The sequence below is a fragment of the Nocardioides sp. NBC_00368 genome (assembly GCF_036090055.1).
Taxonomy (GTDB): Bacteria; Actinomycetota; Actinomycetes; order Propionibacteriales; family Nocardioidaceae; genus Nocardioides.
In genome coordinates this window covers 719,730-742,441 of sequence record NZ_CP107970.1, presented here as the reverse complement: position 1 = coordinate 742,441, position 22,712 = coordinate 719,730, and the positions used below count along the sequence as shown (strand labels likewise).

At 69.5% G+C, this 22,712-nt stretch carries 27 protein-coding genes; 16 read left to right on the top strand and 11 right to left on the bottom strand.

The genetic code is table 11. The features are described from left to right. Window positions 1-28 precede the first annotated feature (28 nt). From OG984_RS03425 to OG984_RS03410, 4 genes are read right to left on the bottom strand one after another with little or no spacing between them, the layout of a single operon-like run. Window positions 29-691, bottom strand: a complete 663-nt coding sequence (locus OG984_RS03425; RefSeq protein ID WP_328530249.1) for a nitroreductase family protein — start codon at window positions 689-691, stop codon at window positions 29-31. A gap of 18 nt (window positions 692-709) precedes the next feature. Then, window positions 710-1,471, bottom strand: a complete 762-nt coding sequence (locus tag OG984_RS03420) for a sulfite exporter TauE/SafE family protein (RefSeq protein ID WP_328530248.1) — start codon at window positions 1,469-1,471, stop codon at window positions 710-712. Further along, window positions 1,472-2,590: an SPFH domain-containing protein gene (locus tag OG984_RS03415; RefSeq protein ID WP_328530247.1), complete on the bottom strand. Its 1,119-nt coding sequence runs from the start codon at window positions 2,588-2,590 to the stop codon at window positions 1,472-1,474. It abuts the gene before it with no gap. Window positions 2,591-2,637: 47 nt separating this feature from the next. Further along, window positions 2,638-3,099: an NfeD family protein gene (locus OG984_RS03410; protein ID WP_328530246.1), complete on the bottom strand. Its 462-nt coding sequence runs from the start codon at window positions 3,097-3,099 to the stop codon at window positions 2,638-2,640. A 166-nt stretch (window positions 3,100-3,265) separates the two neighbouring features. Here OG984_RS03410 and OG984_RS03405 point away from each other — a divergent pair, with 166 nt between their 5' ends. The 5 genes from OG984_RS03405 to OG984_RS03385 are packed head-to-tail and all read left to right on the top strand — an operon-like array spanning window position 3,266 to window position 5,936. Then, window positions 3,266-3,979: a WXG100-like domain-containing protein gene (locus OG984_RS03405; protein ID WP_328530245.1), complete on the top strand. Its 714-nt coding sequence runs from the start codon at window positions 3,266-3,268 to the stop codon at window positions 3,977-3,979. A gap of 9 nt (window positions 3,980-3,988) precedes the next feature. Further along, window positions 3,989-4,561 carry an HNH/ENDO VII family nuclease gene (locus OG984_RS03400; protein WP_328530244.1) on the top strand — a complete coding sequence of 191 codons (573 nt, stop codon included), beginning with the start codon at window positions 3,989-3,991 and terminating at the stop codon, window positions 4,559-4,561. A gap of 9 nt (window positions 4,562-4,570) precedes the next feature. Next, window positions 4,571-5,134: a hypothetical protein gene (locus tag OG984_RS03395; RefSeq protein ID WP_328530243.1), complete on the top strand. Its 564-nt coding sequence runs from the start codon at window positions 4,571-4,573 to the stop codon at window positions 5,132-5,134. 35 nt (window positions 5,135-5,169) lie between these two features. Further along, window positions 5,170-5,499 (top strand): DUF2185 domain-containing protein, encoded by a 330-nt coding sequence (locus OG984_RS03390; protein ID WP_328530242.1) that lies wholly within the window; start codon window positions 5,170-5,172, stop codon window positions 5,497-5,499. Further along, window positions 5,496-5,936, top strand: coding sequence for an SMI1/KNR4 family protein (locus OG984_RS03385; protein WP_328530241.1), 441 nt, complete (start codon window positions 5,496-5,498; stop codon window positions 5,934-5,936). Before OG984_RS03390 ends, OG984_RS03385 begins: the two co-directional genes overlap by 4 nt. A gap of 4 nt (window positions 5,937-5,940) precedes the next feature. Here OG984_RS03385 and OG984_RS03380 read toward each other — a convergent pair whose 3' ends face one another. After that, window positions 5,941-6,738: an ABC transporter ATP-binding protein gene (locus OG984_RS03380; RefSeq protein ID WP_008357048.1), complete on the bottom strand. Its 798-nt coding sequence runs from the start codon at window positions 6,736-6,738 to the stop codon at window positions 5,941-5,943. A 53-nt stretch (window positions 6,739-6,791) separates the two neighbouring features. Here OG984_RS03380 and OG984_RS03375 point away from each other — a divergent pair, with 53 nt between their 5' ends. Both OG984_RS03375 and serB read left to right on the top strand, forming a co-directional pair. Next, the gene (locus OG984_RS03375; RefSeq protein WP_328530240.1) at window positions 6,792-7,580 is read left to right on the top strand and encodes a hypothetical protein; all 789 of its coding nucleotides are present in this window, start codon (window positions 6,792-6,794) and stop codon (window positions 7,578-7,580) included. A 34-nt stretch (window positions 7,581-7,614) separates the two neighbouring features. Further along, window positions 7,615-8,859, top strand: a complete 1,245-nt coding sequence (serB, locus tag OG984_RS03370; protein WP_328530239.1) for a phosphoserine phosphatase SerB — start codon at window positions 7,615-7,617, stop codon at window positions 8,857-8,859. A 231-nt stretch (window positions 8,860-9,090) separates the two neighbouring features. Here serB and OG984_RS03365 read toward each other — a convergent pair whose 3' ends face one another. The 3 genes from OG984_RS03365 to fabG are packed head-to-tail and all read right to left on the bottom strand — an operon-like array spanning window position 9,091 to window position 11,131. After that, window positions 9,091-9,597: a SixA phosphatase family protein gene (locus OG984_RS03365; RefSeq protein WP_328530238.1), complete on the bottom strand. Its 507-nt coding sequence runs from the start codon at window positions 9,595-9,597 to the stop codon at window positions 9,091-9,093. Between the two features lie 17 nt (window positions 9,598-9,614). Next, a complete protein-coding gene (gene fabI, locus OG984_RS03360; RefSeq protein WP_328530237.1) occupies window positions 9,615-10,388 on the bottom strand; it encodes an enoyl-ACP reductase FabI in 774 nt (257 codons plus the stop codon). 2 nt (window positions 10,389-10,390) lie between these two features. Then, complete coding sequence (gene fabG, locus OG984_RS03355; RefSeq protein ID WP_328530236.1) at window positions 10,391-11,131, bottom strand: 3-oxoacyl-ACP reductase FabG; 741 nt, start codon at window positions 11,129-11,131, stop codon at window positions 10,391-10,393. 140 nt (window positions 11,132-11,271) lie between these two features. On the opposite strand from fabG, the gene OG984_RS03350 reads away from it, so the two are divergent. The 3 genes from OG984_RS03350 to OG984_RS03340 are packed head-to-tail and all read left to right on the top strand — an operon-like array spanning window position 11,272 to window position 12,767. Beyond that, window positions 11,272-11,595, top strand: a complete 324-nt coding sequence (locus tag OG984_RS03350) for a DUF3099 domain-containing protein (RefSeq protein WP_328530235.1) — start codon at window positions 11,272-11,274, stop codon at window positions 11,593-11,595. Further along, complete coding sequence (locus OG984_RS03345) at window positions 11,595-11,789, top strand: acetone carboxylase (protein WP_328530234.1); 195 nt, start codon at window positions 11,595-11,597, stop codon at window positions 11,787-11,789. Before OG984_RS03350 ends, OG984_RS03345 begins: the two co-directional genes overlap by 1 nt. Window positions 11,790-11,813: 24 nt before the next feature. Continuing rightward, window positions 11,814-12,767: a nucleoside hydrolase gene (locus OG984_RS03340; protein ID WP_328530233.1), complete on the top strand. Its 954-nt coding sequence runs from the start codon at window positions 11,814-11,816 to the stop codon at window positions 12,765-12,767. 91 nt (window positions 12,768-12,858) lie between these two features. Here OG984_RS03340 and moaA read toward each other — a convergent pair whose 3' ends face one another. Beyond that, on the bottom strand, window positions 12,859-13,878 hold the full coding sequence (gene moaA / locus OG984_RS03335; protein WP_328530232.1) for a GTP 3',8-cyclase MoaA: 1,020 nt from the start codon (window positions 13,876-13,878) through the stop codon (window positions 12,859-12,861). Between the two features lie 66 nt (window positions 13,879-13,944). On the opposite strand from moaA, the gene OG984_RS03330 reads away from it, so the two are divergent. After that, window positions 13,945-14,832 carry an SURF1 family cytochrome oxidase biogenesis protein gene (locus OG984_RS03330; protein WP_328530231.1) on the top strand — a complete coding sequence of 296 codons (888 nt, stop codon included), beginning with the start codon at window positions 13,945-13,947 and terminating at the stop codon, window positions 14,830-14,832. An 8-nt stretch (window positions 14,833-14,840) separates the two neighbouring features. Here the strand turns inward: OG984_RS03330 and OG984_RS03325 are convergent, their stop codons facing one another. Then, a complete protein-coding gene (locus OG984_RS03325; protein WP_328532314.1) occupies window positions 14,841-16,724 on the bottom strand; it encodes an ABC transporter ATP-binding protein in 1,884 nt (627 codons plus the stop codon). Between the two features lie 225 nt (window positions 16,725-16,949). Here OG984_RS03325 and OG984_RS03320 point away from each other — a divergent pair, with 225 nt between their 5' ends. The 5 genes from OG984_RS03320 to OG984_RS03300 are packed head-to-tail and all read left to right on the top strand — an operon-like array spanning window position 16,950 to window position 21,035. Beyond that, window positions 16,950-18,464, top strand: a complete 1,515-nt coding sequence (locus OG984_RS03320; RefSeq protein WP_328530230.1) for an ATP-binding protein — start codon at window positions 16,950-16,952, stop codon at window positions 18,462-18,464. After that, entirely contained in the window at window positions 18,454-18,840 is a 387-nt protein-coding gene (locus OG984_RS03315; protein WP_008357073.1) for a roadblock/LC7 domain-containing protein, read from the top strand. Before OG984_RS03320 ends, OG984_RS03315 begins: the two co-directional genes overlap by 11 nt. 4 nt (window positions 18,841-18,844) lie before the next feature. Then, complete coding sequence (locus tag OG984_RS03310) at window positions 18,845-19,204, top strand: DUF742 domain-containing protein (RefSeq protein WP_328530229.1); 360 nt, start codon at window positions 18,845-18,847, stop codon at window positions 19,202-19,204. Beyond that, the gene (locus OG984_RS03305; RefSeq protein WP_328530228.1) at window positions 19,185-19,769 is read left to right on the top strand and encodes a GTP-binding protein; all 585 of its coding nucleotides are present in this window, start codon (window positions 19,185-19,187) and stop codon (window positions 19,767-19,769) included. The genes OG984_RS03310 and OG984_RS03305 overlap by 20 nt, the downstream gene beginning before the upstream one ends. A gap of 33 nt (window positions 19,770-19,802) precedes the next feature. After that, on the top strand, window positions 19,803-21,035 hold the full coding sequence (locus tag OG984_RS03300) for a hypothetical protein (protein ID WP_328530227.1): 1,233 nt from the start codon (window positions 19,803-19,805) through the stop codon (window positions 21,033-21,035). A gap of 33 nt (window positions 21,036-21,068) precedes the next feature. On the opposite strand, the gene abc-f is transcribed toward OG984_RS03300, so the two are convergent. Beyond that, a complete protein-coding gene (gene abc-f, locus OG984_RS03295) occupies window positions 21,069-22,667 on the bottom strand; it encodes a ribosomal protection-like ABC-F family protein (protein WP_328530226.1) in 1,599 nt (532 codons plus the stop codon). Window positions 22,668-22,712: the final 45 nt, after the last annotated feature.

Below are 22,712 nucleotides of genomic sequence, written 5' to 3'. Positions count from 1 at the left end.
GCGGGATCCTCCGGGATCCCGCCATCAGTCATCTCAGCGGAGTCCCGGAGAAGGTCTCCAGGGTCACGAACTCCTCGACCGGCTGACGCCTCAGCCTGGTCAGCTGCTTGACCGGCTTCCCCAGCGGCACGACCGCAGCGACGGCGTAGCCTGCCGGAGCGCCGAGCAGCTCCAGGAGCGCCGGCTCCTCGGCGACCGCCATGGTGGTGAGCACGCCGCCGAAGCCCTCGTTGCGCGCGGCCAGGAGCGTGTTCCACACCAGCGGGTAGACCGAGGCTCCGGAGACCACACCGACCCGGTCCAGCTCGGAGTCGAGGGAGGCGACCACGCCGAGATCGACGAGGAAGACGAGCACGACCGCAGAGGTACGCAGCGCCTGGGTCATACCGCTCGGTACCCGGGTCGCGGCGATCTGCTCGTCGGTGACCGCCGTCGGGTGCACCGTGTTCCACGGCATCTCGCCGGCCCGCTGCTGCGCGAGGTATCTGCGGGCACCCGTCGCCGTCAGCTCGACCAGACGCTCACGAGTCTCCTGGCTGCGTACGACCACGACATGGGCGCCCTGCCGGTTGCCGCCCGAGGGCGCGAACCGGGCGTTGTCGAGGATCCGGGCGATGACCTCGTCGGGCAGCGGGTCGTCGGTGAAGTCGCGTACGGCATGGGTGGTCCGCATCGCCTCGTAGAGCTCCATGGGCCCATCCCACCAGACTCAGCCCAGCAGGAAGGCCACCAGTGCGGTGATGCCGACCACGACGATCACGGCGCGGAGCACGTTGGGCGGCAGCCGGCGGCCGATCTTCGCGCCCAGCAGGCCGCCGAGCGTCGCACCGACCGCGATCAGGGCGGCGATCTTCCAGTCGACGTCGGCCACGACGGCGAAGATGAGCCCCGAGATGCCGTTGGTGATGGCGACCAGGATGTTCTTGAGCGCGTTGAGGCGCTGCAGCGACTCGGCGACCCCGATGCCGATGATCGCGATCATCAGCACACCCTGGGCGGCACCGAAGTAGCCGCCGTAGACGCCGAGCCCGGCGATCGCCGGCCAGACCCACCAGCGCTCGCTGCCATCGTCGGGCAGCTCGCCGTGTCGCTCCGCGACCCACCGGGAGATGCGTGGCCCGGTGATCACCAGGAGCACGCCGAGACCGATCAGCACCGGGACGATCGCCTCGAACGCCCCCGGCGGCAGCACCAGCAGCAGGATCCCGCCGACCGCGCCGCCGATGAGAGCGGCGACGCCGAGCCGCAGGATCCGCCCGCGCTGCCCGGAGAGCTCGCGACGGTAGCCCCAGGCACCGGCCAGCGAGCCCGGGACCAGGCCGATCGTGTTGGACACGTTGGCGACCACCGGAGGTACGCCGAAGGCCAGCAGCGTCGGGAACGTGATCAGCGTCCCGGATCCGACGGCAGCATTGATGGTGCCCGCCCCCACCCCGGCGATCAGGATGAGGGCGGACTGGAGAGGATCCACCTAGACGGTCGGCTCGGCAGGAGGCTGCGGAGCCGACGGCGTCTGCGGGGTCTGCGGGGCCTGCGGCCGGTTGGGAGCCTCGGCCTGCTTCGCCTCGGCGAGCGCCTCCTCGACGGCCGCGGCCGCGGAGGAGGACTTCTCCAGGTCGAGCTTCGGCTCGGCCGAGCCCATGTCGACACGCTTGACCGGGCCCTCGACCTCGTCCGGGATGCCCTTGAGGCTGTTCATCGTCGAGCCGAGGCCCTCGAGCGCGTTGCCGATCTCGCTCGGGATGATCCACACCTTGTTGGCGTCGCCCTCGGCGATCTTCGGCATCATCTGCAGGTACTGGTAGGCCAGCAGCGACTGGTCGGGACGGCCGTCGTGGATCGCCTGGAAGACGGTCTGGATGGCCTGGCCCTCACCCTGGGCGCGCAGGATCGCGGCTTCACGGTCGGCCTGCGCCGCCAGGATCTGCGACTCGCGCTGACCCTCGGCGTTGAGGATGGCGGACTGCTTGTTTCCCTCCGCGGAGAGGATCGCGGACTGACGCTGGCCCTCGGCGGTCAGGATCGCGGCGCGCTTGTCGCGGTCGGCGCGCATCTGCTTCTCCATGGCGTCCTTGATGGACATGGGCGGGTCGATCGACTTGATCTCGACGCGCTTGACCTTGATGCCCCAGCGGCCGGTGGCCTCGTCGAGGACGATCGAGAGGCCGGAGTTGATCTGCTCGCGGCTGGTCAGGGTCTCCTCGAGCGTCATGCCACCGACGATGTTGCGCAGGGTGGTCATGGTGAGCTGCTCGACGGCCTGGATGTAGTTGGCGATCTCGTAGGTCGCCGCGACCGGGTCGTTGACCTGGAAGTAGATGACCGTGTCGATGGAGACGGTCAGGTTGTCCTCGGTGATCACCGGCTGCGGCGCGAACGCGACGACCTGCTCACGCATGTCGATCATGTAGCGCACCTTGTCGACGAACGGGATCACCGCGTTCAGGCCGGGGTCACGCTTCGACTGGAACTTGCCGAAGCGCTCCACGATGCCGACCCGCGCCTGCGGGATGATCTTGATCGTCTTGGCCAGCGTGGTGATCACCAGCACCGCCAAGATGACCAGGAGGGCCAGGATGATGCCACCCATTGCCAATCAGTCCTTGTCTGTTTCGGTTGCGTCAGGTTGCCCGGAAACTACGGAGTCCCGAGCTCCGGAAGAGGATGGACGTAGGCCGTCGCTCCTCTGATCTCGAGCACCTCGACCGGCGTGCCGGCCGCGATCACGAGCGTCTCGTCATAGGGCTGAGCGGTCCAGAGCTCGCCCTCGAGCTTGAGCTGCCCAGGCTTGTGGGCGCTGATCTCGACGGGCGAGACCGCCTGGACGCCGATCAGCTTCTGCGCGCCGATCTGGATCTCCGGGCCGTTGTGGAGCCGCCTGGCCAGCCCCGGGCGTACGACCGCGAGCATGGAGACCGAGACCGCCAGCGCGACGATCGCCTGGATCACGAAGCTGTCGGTGAACGCGCCGGTCACCGCACCCGCGAAGGCTCCGGTCGCCAGCATCAGCAGGATCAGGTCGAGGCTGAAGAGCTCTCCGACGACGAGCAGCGCTCCGAGTGCCGTCCAGATCGCCCAGTCCCAGTCCTGCCAGTCCATGACGTCACCCTAGCGGCATGGCGTTCACGGCGCGGGGATGTTTTCGCACCGGCGTGCGCATCGAATTTCGGTCGCCGCGTTCCGATGGCTGCCGGTAGGGTTCCACATCCCCCAGGAACCTGCTCCTGGGCTTCGATCCGGGCGAACTTTCGGGAGGGTTTCAGGAATGGGGATGACGATCCCGGCCGAGCTGGACTATGTCCTCGATCTGCTCGGCTACGAGTGGCCGAACGTCGACGAGGATGCGGTCCGCGACGCGGCGCAGCTGGTTCGGGAGCTCGAGTCGGACGTACGGGACACGCTGGATCGGCTCGAAAGCCGGCTGATCGAGCTCCAGGAGGGAGCCAAGTCGAAGTCGGTCAGCGCCCTGATCCAGGCGTACGCAGACAACCGGACCTCCAACCTGGATCAGCTGCTCGACGCGCTGCCCGAGGTCGCGTCCGGCATCGACATCCTGGCCGACGCGGTCGTGGCGCTGAAAGTCAAGGTCATCGCCGAGCTGACCATCACGGCAGCGCAGATCGCGGCTGCCGCCGCCACCGCGGTGGTCACCGCCGGCGCCAGCCTGGCCGCCAACGCCGCCATCATCGCCGCCCGGAAGAAGGCCCTCGACATCGCCACCGACATCGCGATGGACGAATTGATCGGCCAGGTCGCGTCCATGGTGATCGAGCCACTCACGGGTACGATCACGGACTTCGCGATCATGGCGATGGAGGCCCCTTTGGTGACCAGTGGGGATGACGTCGCCGGGGTCGACCTCGGCTTCGACCTCATGGATCAGATCGCGACCGCCATCGACGACTGTGGTCTCGACCAGCTCGAGATCGGCCACAACTTCGCCGCCCGCCTGTCCGCGCTTCCGCTGTTCGCGTCCTGAGGAGTCCACATGGCCGACAGATTGTCCGACACCGTCGAAGACGCCCGCGAGACCGCGGTGCAGACCCTGCGCGACGTGATGGTGAGGCTGGCTGAGCGCAAGCGCAAAGAGGCCGACAGGCTCCGCAACGACGTCGAGCAGCGTCGTGACCAGGACAGCGACCTGGCCGACTCCGTCGACAGCAACCAGCCGGGGTCGAACCCGGGGAATGACGCGCCACCCGAACGCGGCAAGGACAAGGACGGTAAGAAGCTCCCCTACGCCAACCCGAAACGGCGACCCAAGTACGCCGACGGTCAGGTCGACGAGGTATGGGAGAACGCCAAGAACGGTGACGGTGAGGTCTGGGTCCAGAACCGGGATGGCGACTGGTACGAGGTCACCTGGCAACCCGGACAGTCCCGCAAGGGTGTCTGGGACATGGGCCACGTCCCTGGCGAGGAGTACCGGCGCCTTCACGACGACTACATGAGCCATCGCATCTCCAAGGAGGACTTCCTCGAGCGCTACCGAGACGCCGACAACTACCGGGTCGAGGACCCTCTGCGCAACCAATCTCATGATGACGAGGACCATGGCTAGGGTGGAGACATGAGCGCCGATCGAACCACCGAAGAAGGCCAACGCCTCCGCTCGCTGGCCAAGCGCGGCACCATCGAGGAGTTCCGTACGCTCTACCGCCCCGCGGATGCCACCGACTCCGACCTGGGCCCCGGCCTCCTCTTCGACGCGCTGGCTCAGAAGGTGCCGGCGAATCGTCCGGTCATCGTCGGCATGCTGCTCGACGACGGAGCCGATCCCGGTTGGGAGCAGGCCGGTGGGGTCACCACGCTGCATGTGCTGCTGGGGCAGAACAAGCACGACTTCGCGGCCGAGACGCCCCTGCTACGGCGGCTTCTCGATGCCGGAGCCGATCTGAACCGGGTCTCATCACGGCACGGAACCCCGCTGGAGACGATCGGGAAGGTCTTCAAGTTCAGTGAGTCCGAGATCGCGCCGTTCCTCGACGAGATCTTCGGCCGAGAAGATCTCGACCTCACCAAGATGAGCGTCGACGGCCGCACGGTGCTCGACAACATCCGGCAGTACCCGCGACGCCCCGACATGGTTGCCCGAGCCGAGGCGTACGTGAAGGAACACGGCATCGACCGCTAGCGGTCGTGCCCGAGATCAAGAGCGAAGGAAGCGACATGGAGTTCATCCCGAAGGCCGGCGCGTGCCTGACCACCAAAAACGTGCTCTCCGGCGCCGGCCGGGTCAAGTGGATGGTCCGCGAGGACTCCAAGGCGGCCGCAGACAACGGCTGGCGGATCTTCTCCAGCATCGACACGGACGAGTACCTGGCGGACTCGTCCAACATGCAGATCGTCGACTACAACCGACTCTGCGAGATCGAGCCTGCTCTCATCGGCATCTGGTCGCTGCCCGTCGGCTCCGATCTTCAGCTCGTCGACGACCCCGACGACGGCGGGATCCGCGTCGTCGACAACATCTCGGGCGACACCGTCCGCACCGGGTGACTGAACTGCGGTACGAGCGGACCTTCCCAGCCGCTCCCTCGAACAAGCTCGTGGAGCTCGAGGAGATGCTCGGGGCCGGCCTTCCCGAGGACTACCGCAGATATCTGGTCAGGCAGGACGGCGGAGCGCTCGCGGGCTACAACAACCACGGCATCGAGATCATCTGTGGCGTCGGAGACGTCCCGAAGTGGTCGAGCCTGTGGCACCTTCTCAGCACGCAGAGCGACGTCATCCCTGTCGGGTTCGTCCCGGTGGGCAGCGACGCCGGTGGCGGTCTGTTCCTGCTGGCCGCCGCCGGCGCCGACCACGGCTCGGTGCGGCACCAGAGCAGCGAGACCGAAGTGGATGCCGCGGCCACGGTCACTCCCGTGTCGCGGGAGCACCTGGCCGACTCCTGGGACGAGTTCCTGTCCTCGATCGAGCCGCTGGAGGAGTAGGAGCCTACCGGGTGTGGCGGGCGCGGCGCTTGGCCCAGTAGCGGCCCTCGCTCGTCTCCAGCTCGAGCGGCATGCCGAACGTCTTGGAGAGGTTGGCCGCGGTCAGCGTGTCCTCGATCAGCCCTTGGGCGGTGATCCGGCCCGACCGCATCATCAGGACGTGGCTGAAGCCCGGCGGGATCTCCTCGACGTGGTGGGAGACGAGCACGGTGGCGGGGCTGTCGGGGTCGTAGGCAAGGGTCGACAGGGTGGAGACCAGGTCCTCGCGACCTCCCAGGTCGAGGCCGGCGGCCGGCTCGTCGAGGAGCAGCATCTCCGGGTCGACCATCAGCGCCCGGGCCAGCTGCACCCGCTTGCGCTCGCCCTCGGACAGGGTGCCGAACCGCCGCTCGCCGAGGTGCTTGATGCCGACCTCGATCAGCAGCTCCTGGGCGCGGTCGTGGTCGAGGTCGTCGTAGTGCTCGCGCCAGCGCCCGACGACGCCGTAGGACGCGCTCACCACGACGTCGCGGACGAGCTCGTGGCGCGGGATCCGGTCGGCGAGCGCGGCGGAGGTCAGACCGATGCGCGGGCGCAGCTCGAAGACGTCGATACGGCCGATCTGCTCGCCGAGGATCTTCACGACTCCCGACGTCGGGTGCAGCTGTGCCGCGGCGGTCTGGAGCAGCGTGGTCTTGCCGGCGCCGTTGTGGCCCAGGATCACCCAGCGTTCATCCTCTTCGACCACCCAGCTCACAGAGTCGAGAAGGGCGTTGCCCCCGCGGCGTACGGTGACGTCGGTGAACTCCAGCACGGCTGCCATGGCGGCAAATCTATCGGCAGGGGTCGGTGGGCTCGGGGATAGGGTGGGCGCCCGTGAGTCATGAGGATGCGGGGTGGGACGAGGCCACCCCTGAGGCGCTGCGCCTGGCGTGGTGGATGACGGCGTGGCTGCGCGGCGAGGCGGTCACCGACCTGGTGCTCGACGCGGTGATCGGTCCCGACGCGACCCACACCGTCAGCGGGCTCGCCGCGCTCGGGCTCGGTGGCGCCGAGGGCGTGGCGGACACCCTGGTGAGCGGGATGGGGCGGCTGCGTACGGAGGGGGCGACCGCCGTCGGGGTGACCTTTCCCGCCGAGGGCGACCCGGTCGGGCTGGGCGGCCCGAGGGCCTTCAACGACGCGGCCCTGGAGGCCGGCGAGGCGGTCGTGGTCTCGACACGCTCGACCACCGGGACCTGGATCGGCCTCGTACCCGTCCGTGTCGGGGCGGTGCTCGAGTGGCAGGCGTACGCCGCCCAGCGCCGTCAGCTCCCTGACGTCGGTGAGGCCGACCGGGCTCTGCGGCTCGCCCTGAGCGAGTCGGCGACGGCGCTCGCCGAGCTCGACGTCGCCCGGTGGCGGCCTGAGGTCGCCGACCAGCTGATGAACCTGCGTCACCGGCCGTCCCTGGCCGGCGCGCCCGGCGTGCCGGCGCGGTGCGTGGACCTCGCCGCCCGCGGCGTACAGGCCCGGGAGATCGTCGCGGTGGCGCTCGAGGACGACGGCGGGGCCGTCTCCGCCTCCGAGATGTCACTGCGGCGCTCGGCGCTCGTCGGCCTCGACCGCGCGGCACGGAGGGCGCTCACCGCGGCCGGATCGCCCGAGGTGTGGCCGCCGGACTGAGACGTGGGCGCCGGCTCCACTATCCTGTGCAGCGATGACCGAGGAATTCGACGCGCTCGAGCGCCGTCCCGACACCCTGCTGATCACCCTCGCCGGAAATGACCGTCCCGGGCTGACCTCGGCCACCTTGGCGACGCTAGCGCTGGCGGGGGTCGACGTGGTCGACCTGGAGCAGATCGTGCTGCGTGCGCGGCTCGTGCTCGGGCTGCTGGTGACGGCGCCGGCCGACGCGGCGAGCACCGACGCGCTCAAGCACGCGATCGAGGAGACCGCCCACGCCCTCGACATGACCGTCGAGATCGAGGAGGGCGTCGGCGACACGCCGCGCGAGCCCGCCGACCGAGCCCGGGTCACGGTCCTGGGCCTGCCCCTGAAGGCCGCCGCGCTCGCGTCCGTGACGCGCACCATCGCCTCGGCCGGCGGCAACATCGACCGGATCATCCGGCTCGCCCGCTACCCGGTCACCGCCTTCGACCTGCACGTGAGCGGGGCCTCTCCCGACGAGCTGCGGGTGACCCTCTCGGCCGAGGCCGCCGCCCAGGGCGTCGACATCGCCGTGCAGCCCGCCAACCTGGTCCGCCGCGGCATGCGGCTGATCGTCATGGACGTCGACTCGACGCTGATCGACGGCGAGGTGATCGAGATGATCGCCGCCCACGCTGGCTACGAGAAGGAGGTCGCCTCGGTCACCGAGGCGGCGATGCGCGGCGAGCTCGACTTCGAGGACTCGCTCCGTGGCCGGGTGAAATATCTCAAGGGCGTCCCGGCAACCGCGCTGGACGAGGTCTACGCCGGGCTGCAGCTCAACCCCGGGGCGCGGACGATGGTCCGCACCCTGCGCCGCCTCGGCTACCGCTTCGCCATCGTCTCCGGCGGGTTCTCGCAGATCACCGACCGGCTGGCCGCCGACCTCGGCATCCACTACGCCCGCGCCAACGAGCTCGAGATCGTCGACGGGGTTCTCACCGGTGAGGTGGTCGGGGAGGTCGTCGACCGTGCCGGCAAGGCCCGGGCGCTGCGCGAGTTCGCCGCCGAGATCGGCATCCCCGAGGCGGCCACGGTGGCCATCGGCGACGGCGCCAACGACCTCGACATGCTCGCCGCCGCCGGGCTCGGGATCGCCTACAACGCCAAGCCCGCGGTCCGCTCGGCGGCCGGGACCGCGATCAACGTCCCCTACCTCGACACGATCATGTATCTCCTCGGGATCTCCCGTGAGGAGATCGAGGCCGCCGACGCCGAGGCCGGCATCGTCACCCCCGCCCCTCCCCTCCTCTGAGCAAGGGGCTCGCTTCAGCCGAGTCGGCAGAAGTGGCGTACCGAATCGGTAGAAGCGGCGGGTGAATCCTCAGATCTGGCGCGCCGAGTCTGCAGTTGTGGCGGACGGATCGGTAGTTGTGGCAATCGAGATCTCGGTACGCCACAACTGCGGTCTCACCCACCACAGCTGCAGTCTCGGCGCGCCACTTCGACGGTCTCGGCGCACCAGAACTGAGGATTCGGCGGGAGGTCAGGCGCGGGCGACGTGGAAGGCGGTGACGGAGGCCTCGGCCTCGTCGAGCTCGGACCAGTCACCGTCGTAGGTGAGTACGGCGACGGCGGCGGTGGGGAAGCCGAGAGCGAGCTCGTTGCCGGCCTCGTCGTCGCCCTCGCCGTCGTCGAGGAGCTGCACCAGCGAGAACATGGTGGGGTTGTGCCCGATCACCACGACCGTTGAGTGACCGTCGTCGACCTCACGGATCAGGTCGAGGGCGGTGGAGGTGCCGGCGGCGTACAGACCCTGGTCGTACTCCGCCAGCGTCAGGTCCCACGACGCCCCCACCGCGACGTCCTCCCAGGTCTGGGTGGTGCGGTCGGCTGCCGAGACCAGGACGTAGTCCGGGTCAACGCCCTGCTCGGCCAGCCACTCGCCCGCCACGACCGCGTCGGCATGGCCGCGCTCGGTCAGCTGGCGCTCGTAGTCGGTGGGTGCCGACGACTCGGCCTTGGCGTGCCGCATGATGACAAGGGTCCGCATGCGGCAACCCTATGACCTCACGCCCCCAGCGAGTGATAGCCCCCGTCGACGTGGACGATCTCACCGGTGGTCGCCGGGAAGAAGTCCGAGATCAGCGCGCAGACGGCCTTCGCGGTGGGGCCCTGGTCGGTGTTGTCCCAGCCGAGCGGCGCCCGGGTGCCCCAGCCCTCGTCGAGCTCCTCGAAGCCCGGGATCGCCTTCGCGGCGAGCGTCTTGAGCGGCCCCGCGGAGACCAGGTTGCAGCGGATCCCGTCCGGACCGAGGTCACGGGCGAGGTAGCGCGAGGTCGACTCGAGGGCGGCCTTGGCGACACCCATCCAGTCGTACGCCGGCCAGGCGATCGTCGCGTCGAAGGTCAGCCCCACGATCGACGAGCCGGACGACATCAGCGGCCGGCAAGCCATGGCGAGCGACTTGAGCGAGTACGCGCTGACCTGGACCGCCTGGGAGACGTCGTCCCACGGGCCGTCGAGGAACTTGCCGCCGAGGAGCGTCTCGGGGTTGCCGTACGCGATCGAGTGCACGACCCCGTCGAGCCGCTCGACTCCCTCGGCTCGGAGCGCGTCGGCGAGGCCGTCGAGGTGCTCCTGGTTGGTGACGTCGAGGTCGAGGACCGGCGGCTCCTCGGGGAGCCGCTTCGCGATCCGCTTGGTGATCGACAGCGCGCGGCCGAAGTTGGAGATCAGGACACGGGCGCCCTGCTCCTGGGCCACCTTGGCCACCGCGAAGCCGATCGAGGAGTCCATCGTGACTCCCGCGACGAGAACAGTCTTGCCGTCCAACAAACCCATGATCAGTGCCCCATTCCAAGTCCGCCGTCGACCGGGATCACGGCCCCGGTCACATAACCCGCATCTGCCAACCACGTCACGGCCGAGGCCACCTCGTCCGGCGACGCGTAGCGTCCCAGCGGCACCCGGTCCGTGATCGCCTTCTGCTGCTCGTCGGTGAGGACCGCAGTCATCTCGGTCTCCACGAAGCCCGGCGCGACCACGTTGGCGGTGATCCCCCGTGAGCCCAGCTCGCGCGCGAGCGATCGGGCCATGCCGACCAGCCCCGCCTTCGACGCCGCGTAGTTGACCTGGCCGGGGTTGCCCAACAGCCCGACGACCGAGGAGATGAAGATGATCCGCCCGCGGCGCAGCCGCAGCATGCCCTTGGAGGCGCGCTTGGCGAGCCGGAAGGACGCGGTCAGGTTGGTGTCGATCACCGAGGTGAAGTCGTCCTCCGACATCCGCAGGACGAGGGTGTCCTTCGTGATCCCGGCGTTGGCGACCAGGACCTCGACGGGGCCGTGGGCGGCCTCGGCGGCGGCGTACGCCTCCTCGACGGCGGCCGGATCGGTGATGTCGCACACCAGGTCCAGAGCCCCCTCCGGAGCCCCGCCCTTGCGGGAGGTCACGGCCACGTTGTCGCCGTTGGCCACGAAGGCCTCCGCGATCGCCCGGCCGATGCCGCGGCTGCCACCGGTGACGAGCACCGAGCGCGGTGCCCGCGATGGACTCTGAGTTGTGGGGTTTTCACTGTCAGTCACAGGCGCGACGGTAGCGATTACTTCGGCGTACGACCAATGCCTTGGCTTTGCTTGTGAGAACCCTCCAAGGTCGTTCGGAGCGCCCCTGTAAGGACCACACCATTGACCGACGCTCATCGGCCACGGCCTAGACTGGCGGTATGTCCAAGGCGCAACCGATCAGGATCACGACGGCGGGGCGCAGCCGCGCCGAGGACATCGCGATCCGGCAGAAGCGCTACGCCATCTCGATGTCGATCCGCTCGCTCTGCTTCATCGGCGCCGTGATCGCCGGCCTGGCCGGCATCGCCTGGCTGTGGCCGATCCTGATCGCGGCCGCGCTGATCCTGCCCTACATCGCGGTCGTGATGGCCAACGCGACCAACACCAAGACCGACGAGATGAACCTGATGGACTCGCCCTACGGCCCGCGCCAGCTCACCAGCGGCCGCGAGCAGCAGCTGCGTGAGAAGGGCGAGGACTGATGGGCGCGCTCGACTCCGACCTGTGCTCGGCCAAGGGCTGCCAGGACTCCGGATCGTGGGAGCTGCAGTGGAACAATCCCAAGATCCACACGCCCGAGCGGCGTAAGATCTGGCTCGCGTGCGACGCACACAAGGAGTCGTTGAGCGACTTCCTGGGCGCACGCGGGTTCCTCAAGGACGTCGTCGCTCATTAGCTGTTCTGACAGAGAGGCTGTGCGATGAACCCGATCCCCGTCCTCCTCGACTGCGACCCCGGCCACGACGACGCGATCGCGATCCTGCTGGCGCTGGGCGACCCTCGCATCGACCTGCTCGGCATCACCACCACCTTCGGCAACTGCCCGGTCGAGAAGGCCACCTACAACGCCCAGCGGATCCTGGCTCTGGCCGAGCGTCCCGATGTCCCCGTCGCCACCGGCGCCGCTGCTCCCCTGGCTGGCGAGGTCCACATCGGCGACTTCATCCACGGCGCCACCGGGATCGACGGGCCCGATCTCCCGGAGCCGCTCGCGCCGCCGGTCTCTCTCGGCGCCGTCGAGTTCCTGCGTACGTCGCTGCTGGCCGCCCCGGCGCCGGTCACCGTCGTGGCCACCGGACCGATCACCAACGTCGCGGTACTGCTGCGCGACCACCCCGAGGTCGGTCCCCAGATCGCCGAGATCGTGTTCATGGGCGGCTCCACCGACCGCGGCAACACCACCCCCGCCGCCGAGTTCAACGCCTACGCCGACCCCGAGGCGCTCGACCTCGTGCTGACCAGCGGGCTCCCGATCCGGATGGTCGGGCTCAACCTGTCCCACCAGGCGCTGGCCACCCCCGACGTGGTCGCTCGGATGCGAGCCATGGACCACCCGGTGGGCCGGGCGTGCGCCGACCTCATGGGCTTCTTCGGCGGCACCTACTCCGACGTCTTCGACTTCGCCGCTCCCCCGGTGCACGACCCGTGCACCATCGCCGCGCTCATCGACCCCGGCCTGATCACCTGGCACAAGTCGTTCGTCGCCGCCGAGACCGCCGGCCGCTGGACCCGCGGGGCCACCGTCGTCGACCTCCACGGCCGCCTCGACGAGCCGCCCAACGTCCAGGTCGGGATCACCCTCGACGTCGACGGCTACTGGGAGCTCGTCCTGGACGCCCTCGACCGCGTCGGAAACCCCGTCGCCGAGAAGTGAGTTCTGGCGAGCGAATCTGCAGTTGTGGGCGACGAAAGTCGACTTTCGTCGCCCACAACTACAGATTCGGCCGCCGCTTCGACGGTCTCGGCTAGCCGCCGATCGCTGACATCGGGCGGTCGGGCTGCAGGAAGCCGAGGTCGTCGATGCCGTGACCCGCGCGCTTGCCTGCCATCGCGGTGACCCAGCGGGCGGCGAGGTCGTCGTCGGAGGCGCCGGCACGCAGCGGCGTACGCAGGTCGGACTCGGAGCGCGCGAACAGGCAGTCGCGCACCTGCCCGTCGGCGGTGAGACGTACCCGGTCGCAGTCGCCGCAGAAGGGGCGGGTGACCGAGGCGATGATGCCGACCTTGGCCGGGCCGCCGTCGACGTAGAAGAGCTCGGCCGGGGCGCTCCCGCGCGGCTCCTCGGCCGGGGTGAGGTCGAACGCCGCCGACAGCGCGGCGAGGGTGTCGTCGGCGGTCACCATGGTGTCGCGCGACCACCCGTGCTGGGCGTCGAGAGGCATCTGCTCGATGAACCGCAGCTCGTAGCCTCGCTCGACCGACCAGCCGAGGAGCTCGGCCGCCTGGTCGTCGTTGACGCCGCGCAGCAGCACCGCGTTGATCTTGATCGGCCCCAGACCGGCGTCGGCCGCGGCCTCGAGACCGGCCACGACATCGTGCAGACGGTCCCGCCGGGTGATCTCGGCGAACGTCTCGGGCCTGATCGAGTCGAGAGACACGTTGACCCGGTCGAGACCTGCCTCCGCGAGCGAGCCGGCCATCCGGGCCAGACCGAGCGCGTTCGTGGTGATCGAGAGCTCCGCGTCGGGAGCGACCTCGCGGGTGCGCGCGACGATCGAGACCAGCCCGCGCCGCACCAGCGGCTCCCCGCCGGTGAACCGCACCTCCTGGACCCCGAGCCTTCCGGTGGCGACACCGATCAGCCGCACGACCTCGTCGTCGGTGAGCACCTCGTCGCCGGGCAGCCAGTCGAGCCCCTCCGGCGGCATGCAGTAGGTGCAGCGCAGGTTGCAGCGATCGGTCAGCGAGACGCGCAGGTCGGTCGCGACCCGGCCGAACCGGTCGACCAGCTTCTGCTGGGCCTGATCTGTCGGGGAGGTCGTCATCACACCAGTCTAGGCAGCCGCGACCCGGATCGTGAGCGAGGACCGTATGCCAGTTAGTCTCGTGGCGTGAGTTCGTTCCGTTTCCTGCTCAGCCGTCGCTGGGCCGGTTTCACGGTGTTCGTGCTGATCCTGGCCTACGGGACGTGGTGGCTGGGCCAGTGGCAGTTCGACCGTCTCGAGGACCGCAAGGCCAGCAACCAGATCGTCCGCACCAACGAGCAGGCCGCCCCTGCCCCCGTCTCCGAGGTGCTGGCCGAGGGCGCGAAGGTCTCCGAGAAGGACGAGTGGCGGCGGGTGACCGCCACCGGGACGTACGCGGTCGACGACACGATCATCTGGCGCTACCGCACCCCCGACGAGGCCAAGGGGATCGACATCGTCGTCCCGCTGGTGCTCGCCGACGGCACCGCGGTGCTCGTCGACCGTGGCTGGCTGCAGACCGAGTCGCAGGACGAGTTCGACGATCTCCCGGCGCCTCCGACGGGCGAGGTCACGATCACCGGCTGGGTGCGCGCCGACGGCACCGGCGACTCCACCGACGTCGCCCAGGTCGACGGCTACCACGCCACCCGGGCGCTCTCGTCCACCCAGGTCGCCAAGGTTGTCGACGAGCCGCTGCTGACCGGCTGGCTCCACCTCGACACCGAGTCCCCCGAGCCCGCCACGCAGCTGCGCCAGGCCGACCTCCCCGAGCTCGACAACGGCCCCCACTTCTTCTACGGACTCCAGTGGTGGTTCTTCGGCATCCTCGCGATCGCCGGGTTCTTCTACCTGATGTACGACGAGCGGCGTACGCAGAGCCGGGACGAGACCGCACCGGACGATGACGAACCGGCCGATGACGAGAAGACCGACGAGCGCGCCCGCAAGAAGGCCGCCAAGCTCGCCCAGAAGCAGGCCGTGAAGGCGGCCTACCAGGCTGCGTACGAGAAGGAGCGCAGCGGGAAGGGCTGACCCGGGCCCTAGCGCCGGAACTGCGTCTCGTAGAGCTCCGCGTAGAGCCCGCCGTCAGCGAGCAGCGACTCGTGGGTGCCGGACTCCACGACGCGACCGGACTCGATGACGAGGATGCGGTCGGCGGCGCGGATGGTGGAGAGCCGGTGGGCGATGACGATCGAGGTACGTCCCGCCAGCGCGGCGTCCAGGGCGGTCTGCACCGCGGCTTCGGACTCGGAGTCGAGGTGGGCGGTGGCCTCGTCGAGCACCACGATGTGCGGCGCCTTCAGCAGCAGCCGGGCGATGGCGAGGCGCTGACGCTCACCGCCGGAGAGACGGTAGCCGCGGTCACCGACGACGGTGTCGAGGCCGTCGGGAAGTCCCTTGATGACGCCGGCGACCTGGGCCGCCTCGAGGGCCGCCCAGATCTCCTCGTCGGTGGCGCCCGGGCGCGCGTAGAGCAGGTTGCCGCGCACGGTGTCGTGGAACATGTGGGCGTCCTGGGTGACATAGCCGACCGCGGCCTCGAGCGACTCGAGGGTCACGTCACGCACGTCGAGACCACCGACCTCGACCGACCCGGCGCGTACGTCGTAGAGCCGCGCGATCAGGTGGGTGATCGTCGACTTCCCGGCGCCGGAGGGGCCGACCAGGGCGACCATCTCCCCCGGTTCGGCCACGAAGTCGATGTCGGTCAGCACCTCGCGCACCTCGCGGCTCTCCGGCCGCGCGATCGTCTCCAGGGAGGCCAGCGAGACCTCGTCGGAGCGGGGGTAGGTGAAGGCGACATGGCGGAACCGCACGGACGCCGCGTCGGCGGGCACCTCGACCGCGTCCGGCTTCTCCTTGATCAGCGAAGGCAGGTCGAGGACCTCGAAGACGCGGTCGAAGCTGACCAGCGCGGTCATCACGTCGATGCGTACGTTGGAGAGCGCCTGCAGCGGCCCCAGCAGCCTCACCAGCAGCAGACCGAGCGCGGTCAGGGTGCCGAGCGTGACGTCGCCGCGGATGACCATCCAGCCGCCGAAACCGTAGACCAGTGCGGTCGCCAGCGCCGGCACCATCTGCATGGTCGCCCCGAACAGACGCGTCAGCAGCGCGATCCGGATGCCCAGGCGGCGGACGACGTCGGCGCGCTGCGCGAACGCGGCGTCCTCCTCCTCACGCCGGCCGAAGAGCTTGAGCAGCAGGGCGCCGCCGACGTTGAACCGCTCGGTCATCGTGGTCGCCAGCGCCGCGTTGCCGTCCATCTGCTCGCGGGTCAGGCCGGCCAGCCGGCGGCCGACCCAGCGCGAGGTCAGGAACAGGATGGGGAACAGCGCGACGCACATCAGCGTCACCTGCCAGGAGAGCACCAGCATCGCCGCGCCGACCACGAAGACGGAGATGAGGTTGGAGACGCTGTTGGACAGCGTCGAGGTGAACGCCCGCTGCGCGCCGAGCACGTCGGTGTTGAGGCGGCTCACCAGCGCACCGGTCTGGGCGCGGGTGAAGAAGGCCAGCGACTGGCGCTGGACATGGCCGAAGACCTGGGTGCGCAGGTCGAAGATGAGGCCTTCACCGATCCGCGTCGAGAGCCAGCCCGAGACCACCCCGAAGGCCATGTCGACCACGGCCACGATCGCCATCGCCGCGGCCAGCCAGATCACCAGCGAGAGGTTCTTGGCGAGCACGCCGTCGTCGATGAGGCGCTGGGTCAGCAGCGGGGTGACCACCACGAGCGCGGCGTCGAAGACGGTGAACAGCAGGAACGTGCCGATCAGGGTCCGATGCGGCCCGGCGTAGGAGACGACGCGCTTGACGGTGCCCTTCGGCAACCCACGTTGGAGCACGGTCCGGTCGGCGCGCAGGTTGCGCATGATCCCGCCGCCGCCCATCGCCCCGCCGGTCGTACCGAAGCCTGGACCCATTTGTGACACCCCGACACCTTAGTCGCCCGGACGCGTACTGCCGCTTCCACGACCATCGTCGAAATATGGTCAAAATCACCCGGAGCAGGTGACCAAGCGCTCTGTTGGTGGTATGAAGTGGTGCGCGTGTGTGCGCCGGTCTCCGGGGGCTGGATCAGGAATCGTCCCCCTGTCCTGACCCGCGGGTTCATGCCTGACTGTTCACCCCCACACCAGGTGCCCGACATGACCCGACCACTCCTGGCCCGACTCCACCGAGCCGGTCCATGGTTCTGCAGTACCGCGATCCTCCTCTTCGTCGCGCTCTCCCCCGTCATCTTCGTCACCGCCTCCGGTGACCAGTGGATCTGGCGATGGATCCTCGCCGGCGTACCCGTCGTCGCCCTCACCCTCTGGCTCACCGCGATGGCCTACGAGTCCACCCCCGCCCCCGCCGAATCGGTAGAAGTGACGGCCGAATCGGTAGAAGTGGACGACGAGTCCGCTGTTGTTGTGGCCGAGTCCGCAGATATGGACGACGAAACGACAGTTTCGTCACCCACAAGTGCGGACTCGGCGCCCACAACTGAGGACTCGGCCCCCACAAGTACGGACTCGGCGAGGGCGGCCGGACGGGGTGGCGACGCCGGGATGCGGGTGGCGGTGCTGTCGCTGTCGCGCAAGGTGCAGGCGTCGGCGCACCGGATCCAGGAGGAGTCGACGCGGATGGTGGCCAAGTTCCCGGCCGAGCCGGACGTGCTCGAGGCGGGGATGCGGGTCGACCACGCGGCGGCGCAGCAGGCGCGGCTGGCGCAGAGCATCGCCACGCTGTGCGGGGAGCAGCCCGGGCAGCACTGGCGCGACCCGCTCGCGATCGCGGACGTCGTACGCGGCGCGGCGGGCCGGATCACCGCCTACCGTCGCGTCCGGGTGGAGGGCGACCCGCCGGTCGCGGTCCAGGGCGCCTACGTCGAGCCGCTCATCCACCTCGTCGCCGAGCTGCTCGCCAACGCGACCCAGTCCTCGCCGCCGGCGACCGAGGTGCTGGTCACGATCCGTTCCGTACGCCGCGGGGCGGCCCTGGAGATCGACGACGCGGGCGTCGGCATGGACGAGACCAACCTCGCCTGGATGCGCGAGATCGCCTCCGGCACCCGGCAGGTGAGCCTGCACGACCTCGGCGAGATCCCGCAGACCGGCCTGGCGGTCGTCGGCACCTACGTACGCCGCCACGGGTTCCGGGTCGACCTGACCGAGTCGGTCCACGGCGGCCTGCGGGTCGCCGTCCTCGTTCCCGAGTCGATGACCACCCCGCTAGGCCACCCGGCCGTCGAGCCGGAGCCGCGTACACCGGCCTCAACCCCCGTGCCTGCCTCGCTCCTCGCGCAGGTCCCGAAGGCACCGCCCGCATCGACCACCCCGGCCTGGCCGGTCTACGCGGCCGCGAAGGCGCCCGATCCCCTGCCCGGCCACGAGCAGCGCGAGCCGTCGCTGTTCACCTCCGACGGCCTGCCCCAGCGCCGCTCGAAGCGAGGCCAGCGCTTCACGACCGGACAGCAGCCGGTCGGCCGGGTCGTCCCACCCCGCCCGGAGCCGACCGCCGAGCAGGCGGGCGCGTGGATGAGCAGCTTCCTCAGCACTCCGGCCACGCCCGCTGCCGGCACGTCCATCCCTCGCCAGGCCGTCGATCCCAAGGACGGCAGCACCGCCGCGGAGACCGATTCCGCACCTGAGAACCACTGGAGGAACCATGACCGATGAGAACAGCTGGATGCTGGAGCTGGTCGCGGGAGTACGCGGCGTACGTCATGTCGTGGTCCTCTCCGCCGACGGGCTCGTCCGGGTCCGCACGAGCCACACCCCGCGCGAGGAGGCCGACAAGCTGGCCGCGGCGTGCGCCGGGCTCACCTCGCTCGGCCACGGGATCAGCCGCCAGTTCGGCGTCGACGCCCACCCCCGTCAGGTGATGGTCGAGTTCAACGGCGGCTTCCTGTTCATCCGTGGCGCCGGCGACGGCTCCCGGCTCGCGGTGGTCACCGAGATGAGCATCGACCCGGCGCTGGTCGCCCAGCAGATGCAGGCGACCGTCCTGATGATCGGGGAGCGCGCGATGAGCACCCCGAGACGTTCGATCTGAGCCGATGCCCGACGCGCCTGACGACTACGTCGACCACCCGATCCGGTCCTACGTCCGGACCGGCGGTCGCGTCCGCCCGACCCACCGGCTCACCCCGGCGACGCTCCTGGTCGGCCACACCAGCCCGTCGGCCACCCCTGCCTCGGTGGGGCGCCAGGAGCGCGAGGTCCTCTCCCAGTGCCTCGGCGTGATCTCGATGGCGGAGATGGCCGTCCATCTCGGCCAGCCGGTCAGCGTCCTCGCGGTGATCGCCTCGGACATGATCGACGCCGGCCTGATCGGGGTACGCCCCGACAGCGACGCCGCCGGCGGCCCCTCCCGCGAAACCCTCCAGAAGGTGCTGCATGCTCTCAACCACCTCTGACAACCACTACCTGGCGCCCACGGTCGTCGAATCGGTCAAGATCCTGGTCGTCGGCTCCTTCGGGGTCGGCAAGACCACGCTGATCGGCTCGGTGAGCGAGATCGAGCCGCTGCGCACCGAGGAGTCGATCACCCAGGCCAGCGAGGGGATCGACGAGGTCGCGGCGACGCCGGAGAAGTCGACGACCACCGTCGCGATGGACTTCGGCCGGATCACGTTGACCGACGAGATCGCGCTCTACCTGTTCGGCACCCCGGGGCAGCGCCGGTTCTGGGACCTGTGGTCGGGCCTCGCCGAGGGAGCCGCCGGCGCCCTGGTCCTGGTCGACACCCGCCGCCTCGAGGACTCCTTCGAGGTGCTGGACCAGCTCGAGACGCGTACGTCCCTGCCGTTCGTCGTCGCGATCAACCAGTTCCCGGGCGCGCCGAACTACGAACCAGACCAGATCCGCACGGCGCTCGACCTCGACGACGAGACGCCGATCGTGGTGTGCAACGCCAAGAACCGCAACGCCTGCGTCCGAGCGCTCGCCGCGCTCGTGCGCCACGCCCTCAAGACCCACTGACCCGCAGCCCAGACCCAGACGACAGGCCCCGCGATGAGCCCCACCCGCACCGTACGTCTCGCCGACCTCACCGACCTCGTCCAGGCACCCGACACCGTCGGGCCGCGGGCACGGGAGGTGCACGAACAGCTCCGGGCCGAGTGGGGTCCGGTCGCCCCGGGCGAGCTCTCCCCCGGCGTACGCCTCTGGTTCGCGATGGGCTACGCCGAGTTCAGCGAGGTCATCCGCAACGAGGAGGTCTTCTCCCGCAACGGCGACAACTGGAGCGCGGTGCAGGAGGGCAAGATCCTGCCGGACATGCCGATCTACCCGTTCGTGACGACCCGGCAGAACTCCTTCCACAACGACGGCGAGCTGCGCCGGCGGCTGCGCTCACCGGTCGACCGCGCCCTCTCCCGGGTCGACGAGCACGGCTACGCCGCGCAGGTACGCGGCATCTGCAACGATCTCGTCGACGACATGCTCGAGCGCGGCGAGGCCGACCTGGTCCAGGACTACGCCGTGCTGATCCCGCTCCTCTCGGTCGCCGCGATGTTCGGCATGGGCCCCGAGGTCGGCGACTCGATGCGCAAGGCCGCGCACAAGGTCCTCGGGGGCGGCCAGCTCGCCCAGGAGGGCGTCATCGAGCTCGCCGTCGAGATCGTCGACCACATCGCCAGGCGCCGGATGGATCCCCGCGACGACCTCACCTCGCACCTCATCGACGACCCCGGCCTGTGGGACGACAACGAGGTCATGGAGGCGATGATCGTGATGATCATCGCCGGCAACGAGCTGACCATCGCGACGATCACCCAGACGCTGCTGCTGATGCTCTCCGACGAGCGCTTCGCGGGCCGGCTACGTGGCGGCCGTCTCGGTGTCGACCAGGCGATCGAGGAGGTGATGTGGCGTGACCCGCCCTGCTACAACATCACCCCACGCTTCGCGCTGCGCGACGTCGAGCTCGGCGGCCAGCTGATCCGGAAGGGCGACGCGGTCGTGCCGTGCATCGCCGCCGCCAACCTCGATCCGCTGATGACCGGCGGCGACCCGTGGGTCGAGATCGGCAACCGGGCCCACATGTCGTGGAGCGCCGGCCCGCACTCCTGCCCCGCGCAGCGGCCCGGCACGATCATCGTCCAGGCAGCCGTACGCACCGTGCTGGAGCGCCTTCCCGAGGTCTCCCTCGCAGTGCCGGCCGACCAGGTCGAGCGCAACACCGACTCGCTCTCCTACCGCTACCCGACCTCGATGCCGGTGACGTTCGTCCGCACCCTCACCTGACGCCGAGTCTCGTCAGTTTGAGCCGACTCGGGATCACGCGAGCGAGACCAGGTCGGCGTACTCCTCGTTCCACAGGTCCTCGACACCGTCGGGCAGGATGAGCACCTTGTCGGGCTCGAGCGCGTGCACGGCGCCCTCGTCGTGGGTGACCAGCACGATCGCGCCCTCGTAGCGGCGGATCGCGTTGAGCACCTCCTCGCGGGAGGCCGGGTCGAGGTTGTTGGTGGGCTCGTCGAGCAGGAGCACGTTGGCCGCGGAGACGACCAGCGAGGCCAGCGCCAGCCGGGTCTTCTCCCCGCCGGAGAGCACCCCGGCGGGCTTGTGCACGTCGTCACCGGTGAAGAGGAACGCACCCAGCACGGTGCGCGCCTCGGTGTCGGTGAGCTGAGGCGCCGCGGACTGCATGTTCTCCAGCACCGATCGCTTCGTGTCGAGCGTCTCGTGCTCCTGGGCGTAGTAGCCGACCTTGAGGCCGTGACCGGGCACCACGCGACCGGTGTCGGGCTGGTCGACCCCGGCCAGGATGCGCAGCATCGTGGTCTTCCCGGCGCCGTTGAGCCCGAGGATGACCACCCGGGTCCCCCGGTCGATCGCCAGGTCGACGGCCGTGAAGACCTCGAGCGCGCCGTAGGACTTCGACAGGTCGTTGGCGGTGAGCGGGGTCTTGCCGGACGGCGCGGGCGAAGGGAACTTGATCGCCGCGACCTTCTCCTGCTGCCGCTCGCCCTCGACGCCCTCCATCAGCTTCTCGGCGCGCTTGAGCATCTGCTGGGCCGCGGTCGCCTTGGTGGCCTTGGCGCGCATCTTGTTGGCCTGGTCGGTGAGCGTCTTGGCCTTGTTCTGCGCGTTCATCAGCTCGCGCTTGCGCCGGGCCTCGTCGGTCTCCCGCTGGGTCAGGTACTGCTTCCACGGCATGTTGTAGATGTCGATCACCTCGCGGTTGGCGTCGAGGTGGAAGACCTTGTTGACCGTCTGGGCGAGCAGGTCGTTGTCGTGGGAGATCACGATGAAGCCGCCCTTGTAGGACTTCATCCAGTCGCGCAGCCAGATGATCGAGTCGGCGTCGAGGTGGTTGGTCGGCTCGTCGAGGATCAGCACCTCGGCGCTGGAGAAGAGGATCCGCGCGAGCTCCACCCGGCGGCGCTGACCACCGGAGAGCGTCTTGAGGGGCTGGGTCATGATCCGGTCGGGGATGCCCAGCGACTGGGCGATCTGCAGGGCCTCGGTCTCGGCCGCGTAGCCACCGCCCGCGTCGAGCTCGTCGTGGGCGCGCTGGTAGCGCTTCATCGCCTTCTCACGGACGTTGGGATCATCCGACCCCATCTCCTCCTCGGCGATCCGCATGCGGCGTACGGCATCGTCGAGCCCGCGCGCGGACAGGATCCGGTCCTTGGCGATCACCTCGGGGTCGCCGACTCGCGGGTCCTGGGGCAGGTAGCCGATCTCGCCGGTGTTGGACACCGTGCCGGAGGCAGGCAGATGGTCGCCGGCGAGCACCTTCGTCAGGGTCGTCTTTCCAGCGCCGTTGCGGCCCACGAGCCCGACCTTGTCGCCGGGTCCGACTCGGAAAGTGACGTTCTCCATCAGAAGTCTGGCGCCGACGCGGACTTCTAGGTCATGGGCAGTGATCATCGCAGTCGTGGTCTGTCTCGTGAGGGGCTCGGTGCTAGGCGTGTT

Bases quoted from the DNA above. Each gene is read 5' to 3' on its own strand.
- OG984_RS03345 (WP_328530234.1), top strand. From the start codon at position 11,595: ATGGGCGCGCTCGACTCCGACCTGTGCTCGGCCAAGGGCTGCCAGGAC.
- serB (WP_328530239.1), top strand. From the start codon at position 7,615: ATGACCGAGGAATTCGACGCGCTCGAGCGCCGTCCCGACACCCTGCTG.
- OG984_RS03300 (WP_328530227.1), top strand. From the start codon at position 19,803: ATGAGCCCCACCCGCACCGTACGTCTCGCCGACCTCACCGACCTCGTC.
- OG984_RS03310 (WP_328530229.1), top strand. From the start codon at position 18,845: ATGCCCGACGCGCCTGACGACTACGTCGACCACCCGATCCGGTCCTAC.
- OG984_RS03425 (WP_328530249.1), bottom strand. From the start codon at position 691: ATGGAGCTCTACGAGGCGATGCGGACCACCCATGCCGTACGCGACTTC.
- OG984_RS03380 (WP_008357048.1), bottom strand. From the start codon at position 6,738: ATGGCAGCCGTGCTGGAGTTCACCGACGTCACCGTACGCCGCGGGGGC.
- fabI (WP_328530237.1), bottom strand. From the start codon at position 10,388: ATGGGTTTGTTGGACGGCAAGACTGTTCTCGTCGCGGGAGTCACGATG.
- OG984_RS03415 (WP_328530247.1), bottom strand. From the start codon at position 2,590: ATGGGTGGCATCATCCTGGCCCTCCTGGTCATCTTGGCGGTGCTGGTG.
- OG984_RS03320 (WP_328530230.1), top strand. From the start codon at position 16,950: ATGACCCGACCACTCCTGGCCCGACTCCACCGAGCCGGTCCATGGTTC.
- abc-f (WP_328530226.1), bottom strand. From the start codon at position 22,667: ATGATCACTGCCCATGACCTAGAAGTCCGCGTCGGCGCCAGACTTCTG.
- moaA (WP_328530232.1), bottom strand. From the start codon at position 13,878: ATGACGACCTCCCCGACAGATCAGGCCCAGCAGAAGCTGGTCGACCGG.
- OG984_RS03395 (WP_328530243.1), top strand. From the start codon at position 4,571: ATGAGCGCCGATCGAACCACCGAAGAAGGCCAACGCCTCCGCTCGCTG.
- OG984_RS03390 (WP_328530242.1), top strand. From the start codon at position 5,170: ATGGAGTTCATCCCGAAGGCCGGCGCGTGCCTGACCACCAAAAACGTG.
- OG984_RS03325 (WP_328532314.1), bottom strand. From the start codon at position 16,724: ATGGGTCCAGGCTTCGGTACGACCGGCGGGGCGATGGGCGGCGGCGGG.
- OG984_RS03400 (WP_328530244.1), top strand. From the start codon at position 3,989: ATGGCCGACAGATTGTCCGACACCGTCGAAGACGCCCGCGAGACCGCG.
- OG984_RS03315 (WP_008357073.1), top strand. From the start codon at position 18,454: ATGACCGATGAGAACAGCTGGATGCTGGAGCTGGTCGCGGGAGTACGC.
- OG984_RS03305 (WP_328530228.1), top strand. From the start codon at position 19,185: ATGCTCTCAACCACCTCTGACAACCACTACCTGGCGCCCACGGTCGTC.
- OG984_RS03340 (WP_328530233.1), top strand. From the start codon at position 11,814: ATGAACCCGATCCCCGTCCTCCTCGACTGCGACCCCGGCCACGACGAC.
- OG984_RS03365 (WP_328530238.1), bottom strand. From the start codon at position 9,597: ATGCGGACCCTTGTCATCATGCGGCACGCCAAGGCCGAGTCGTCGGCA.
- OG984_RS03350 (WP_328530235.1), top strand. From the start codon at position 11,272: ATGTCCAAGGCGCAACCGATCAGGATCACGACGGCGGGGCGCAGCCGC.
- OG984_RS03405 (WP_328530245.1), top strand. From the start codon at position 3,266: ATGGGGATGACGATCCCGGCCGAGCTGGACTATGTCCTCGATCTGCTC.
- OG984_RS03410 (WP_328530246.1), bottom strand. From the start codon at position 3,099: ATGGACTGGCAGGACTGGGACTGGGCGATCTGGACGGCACTCGGAGCG.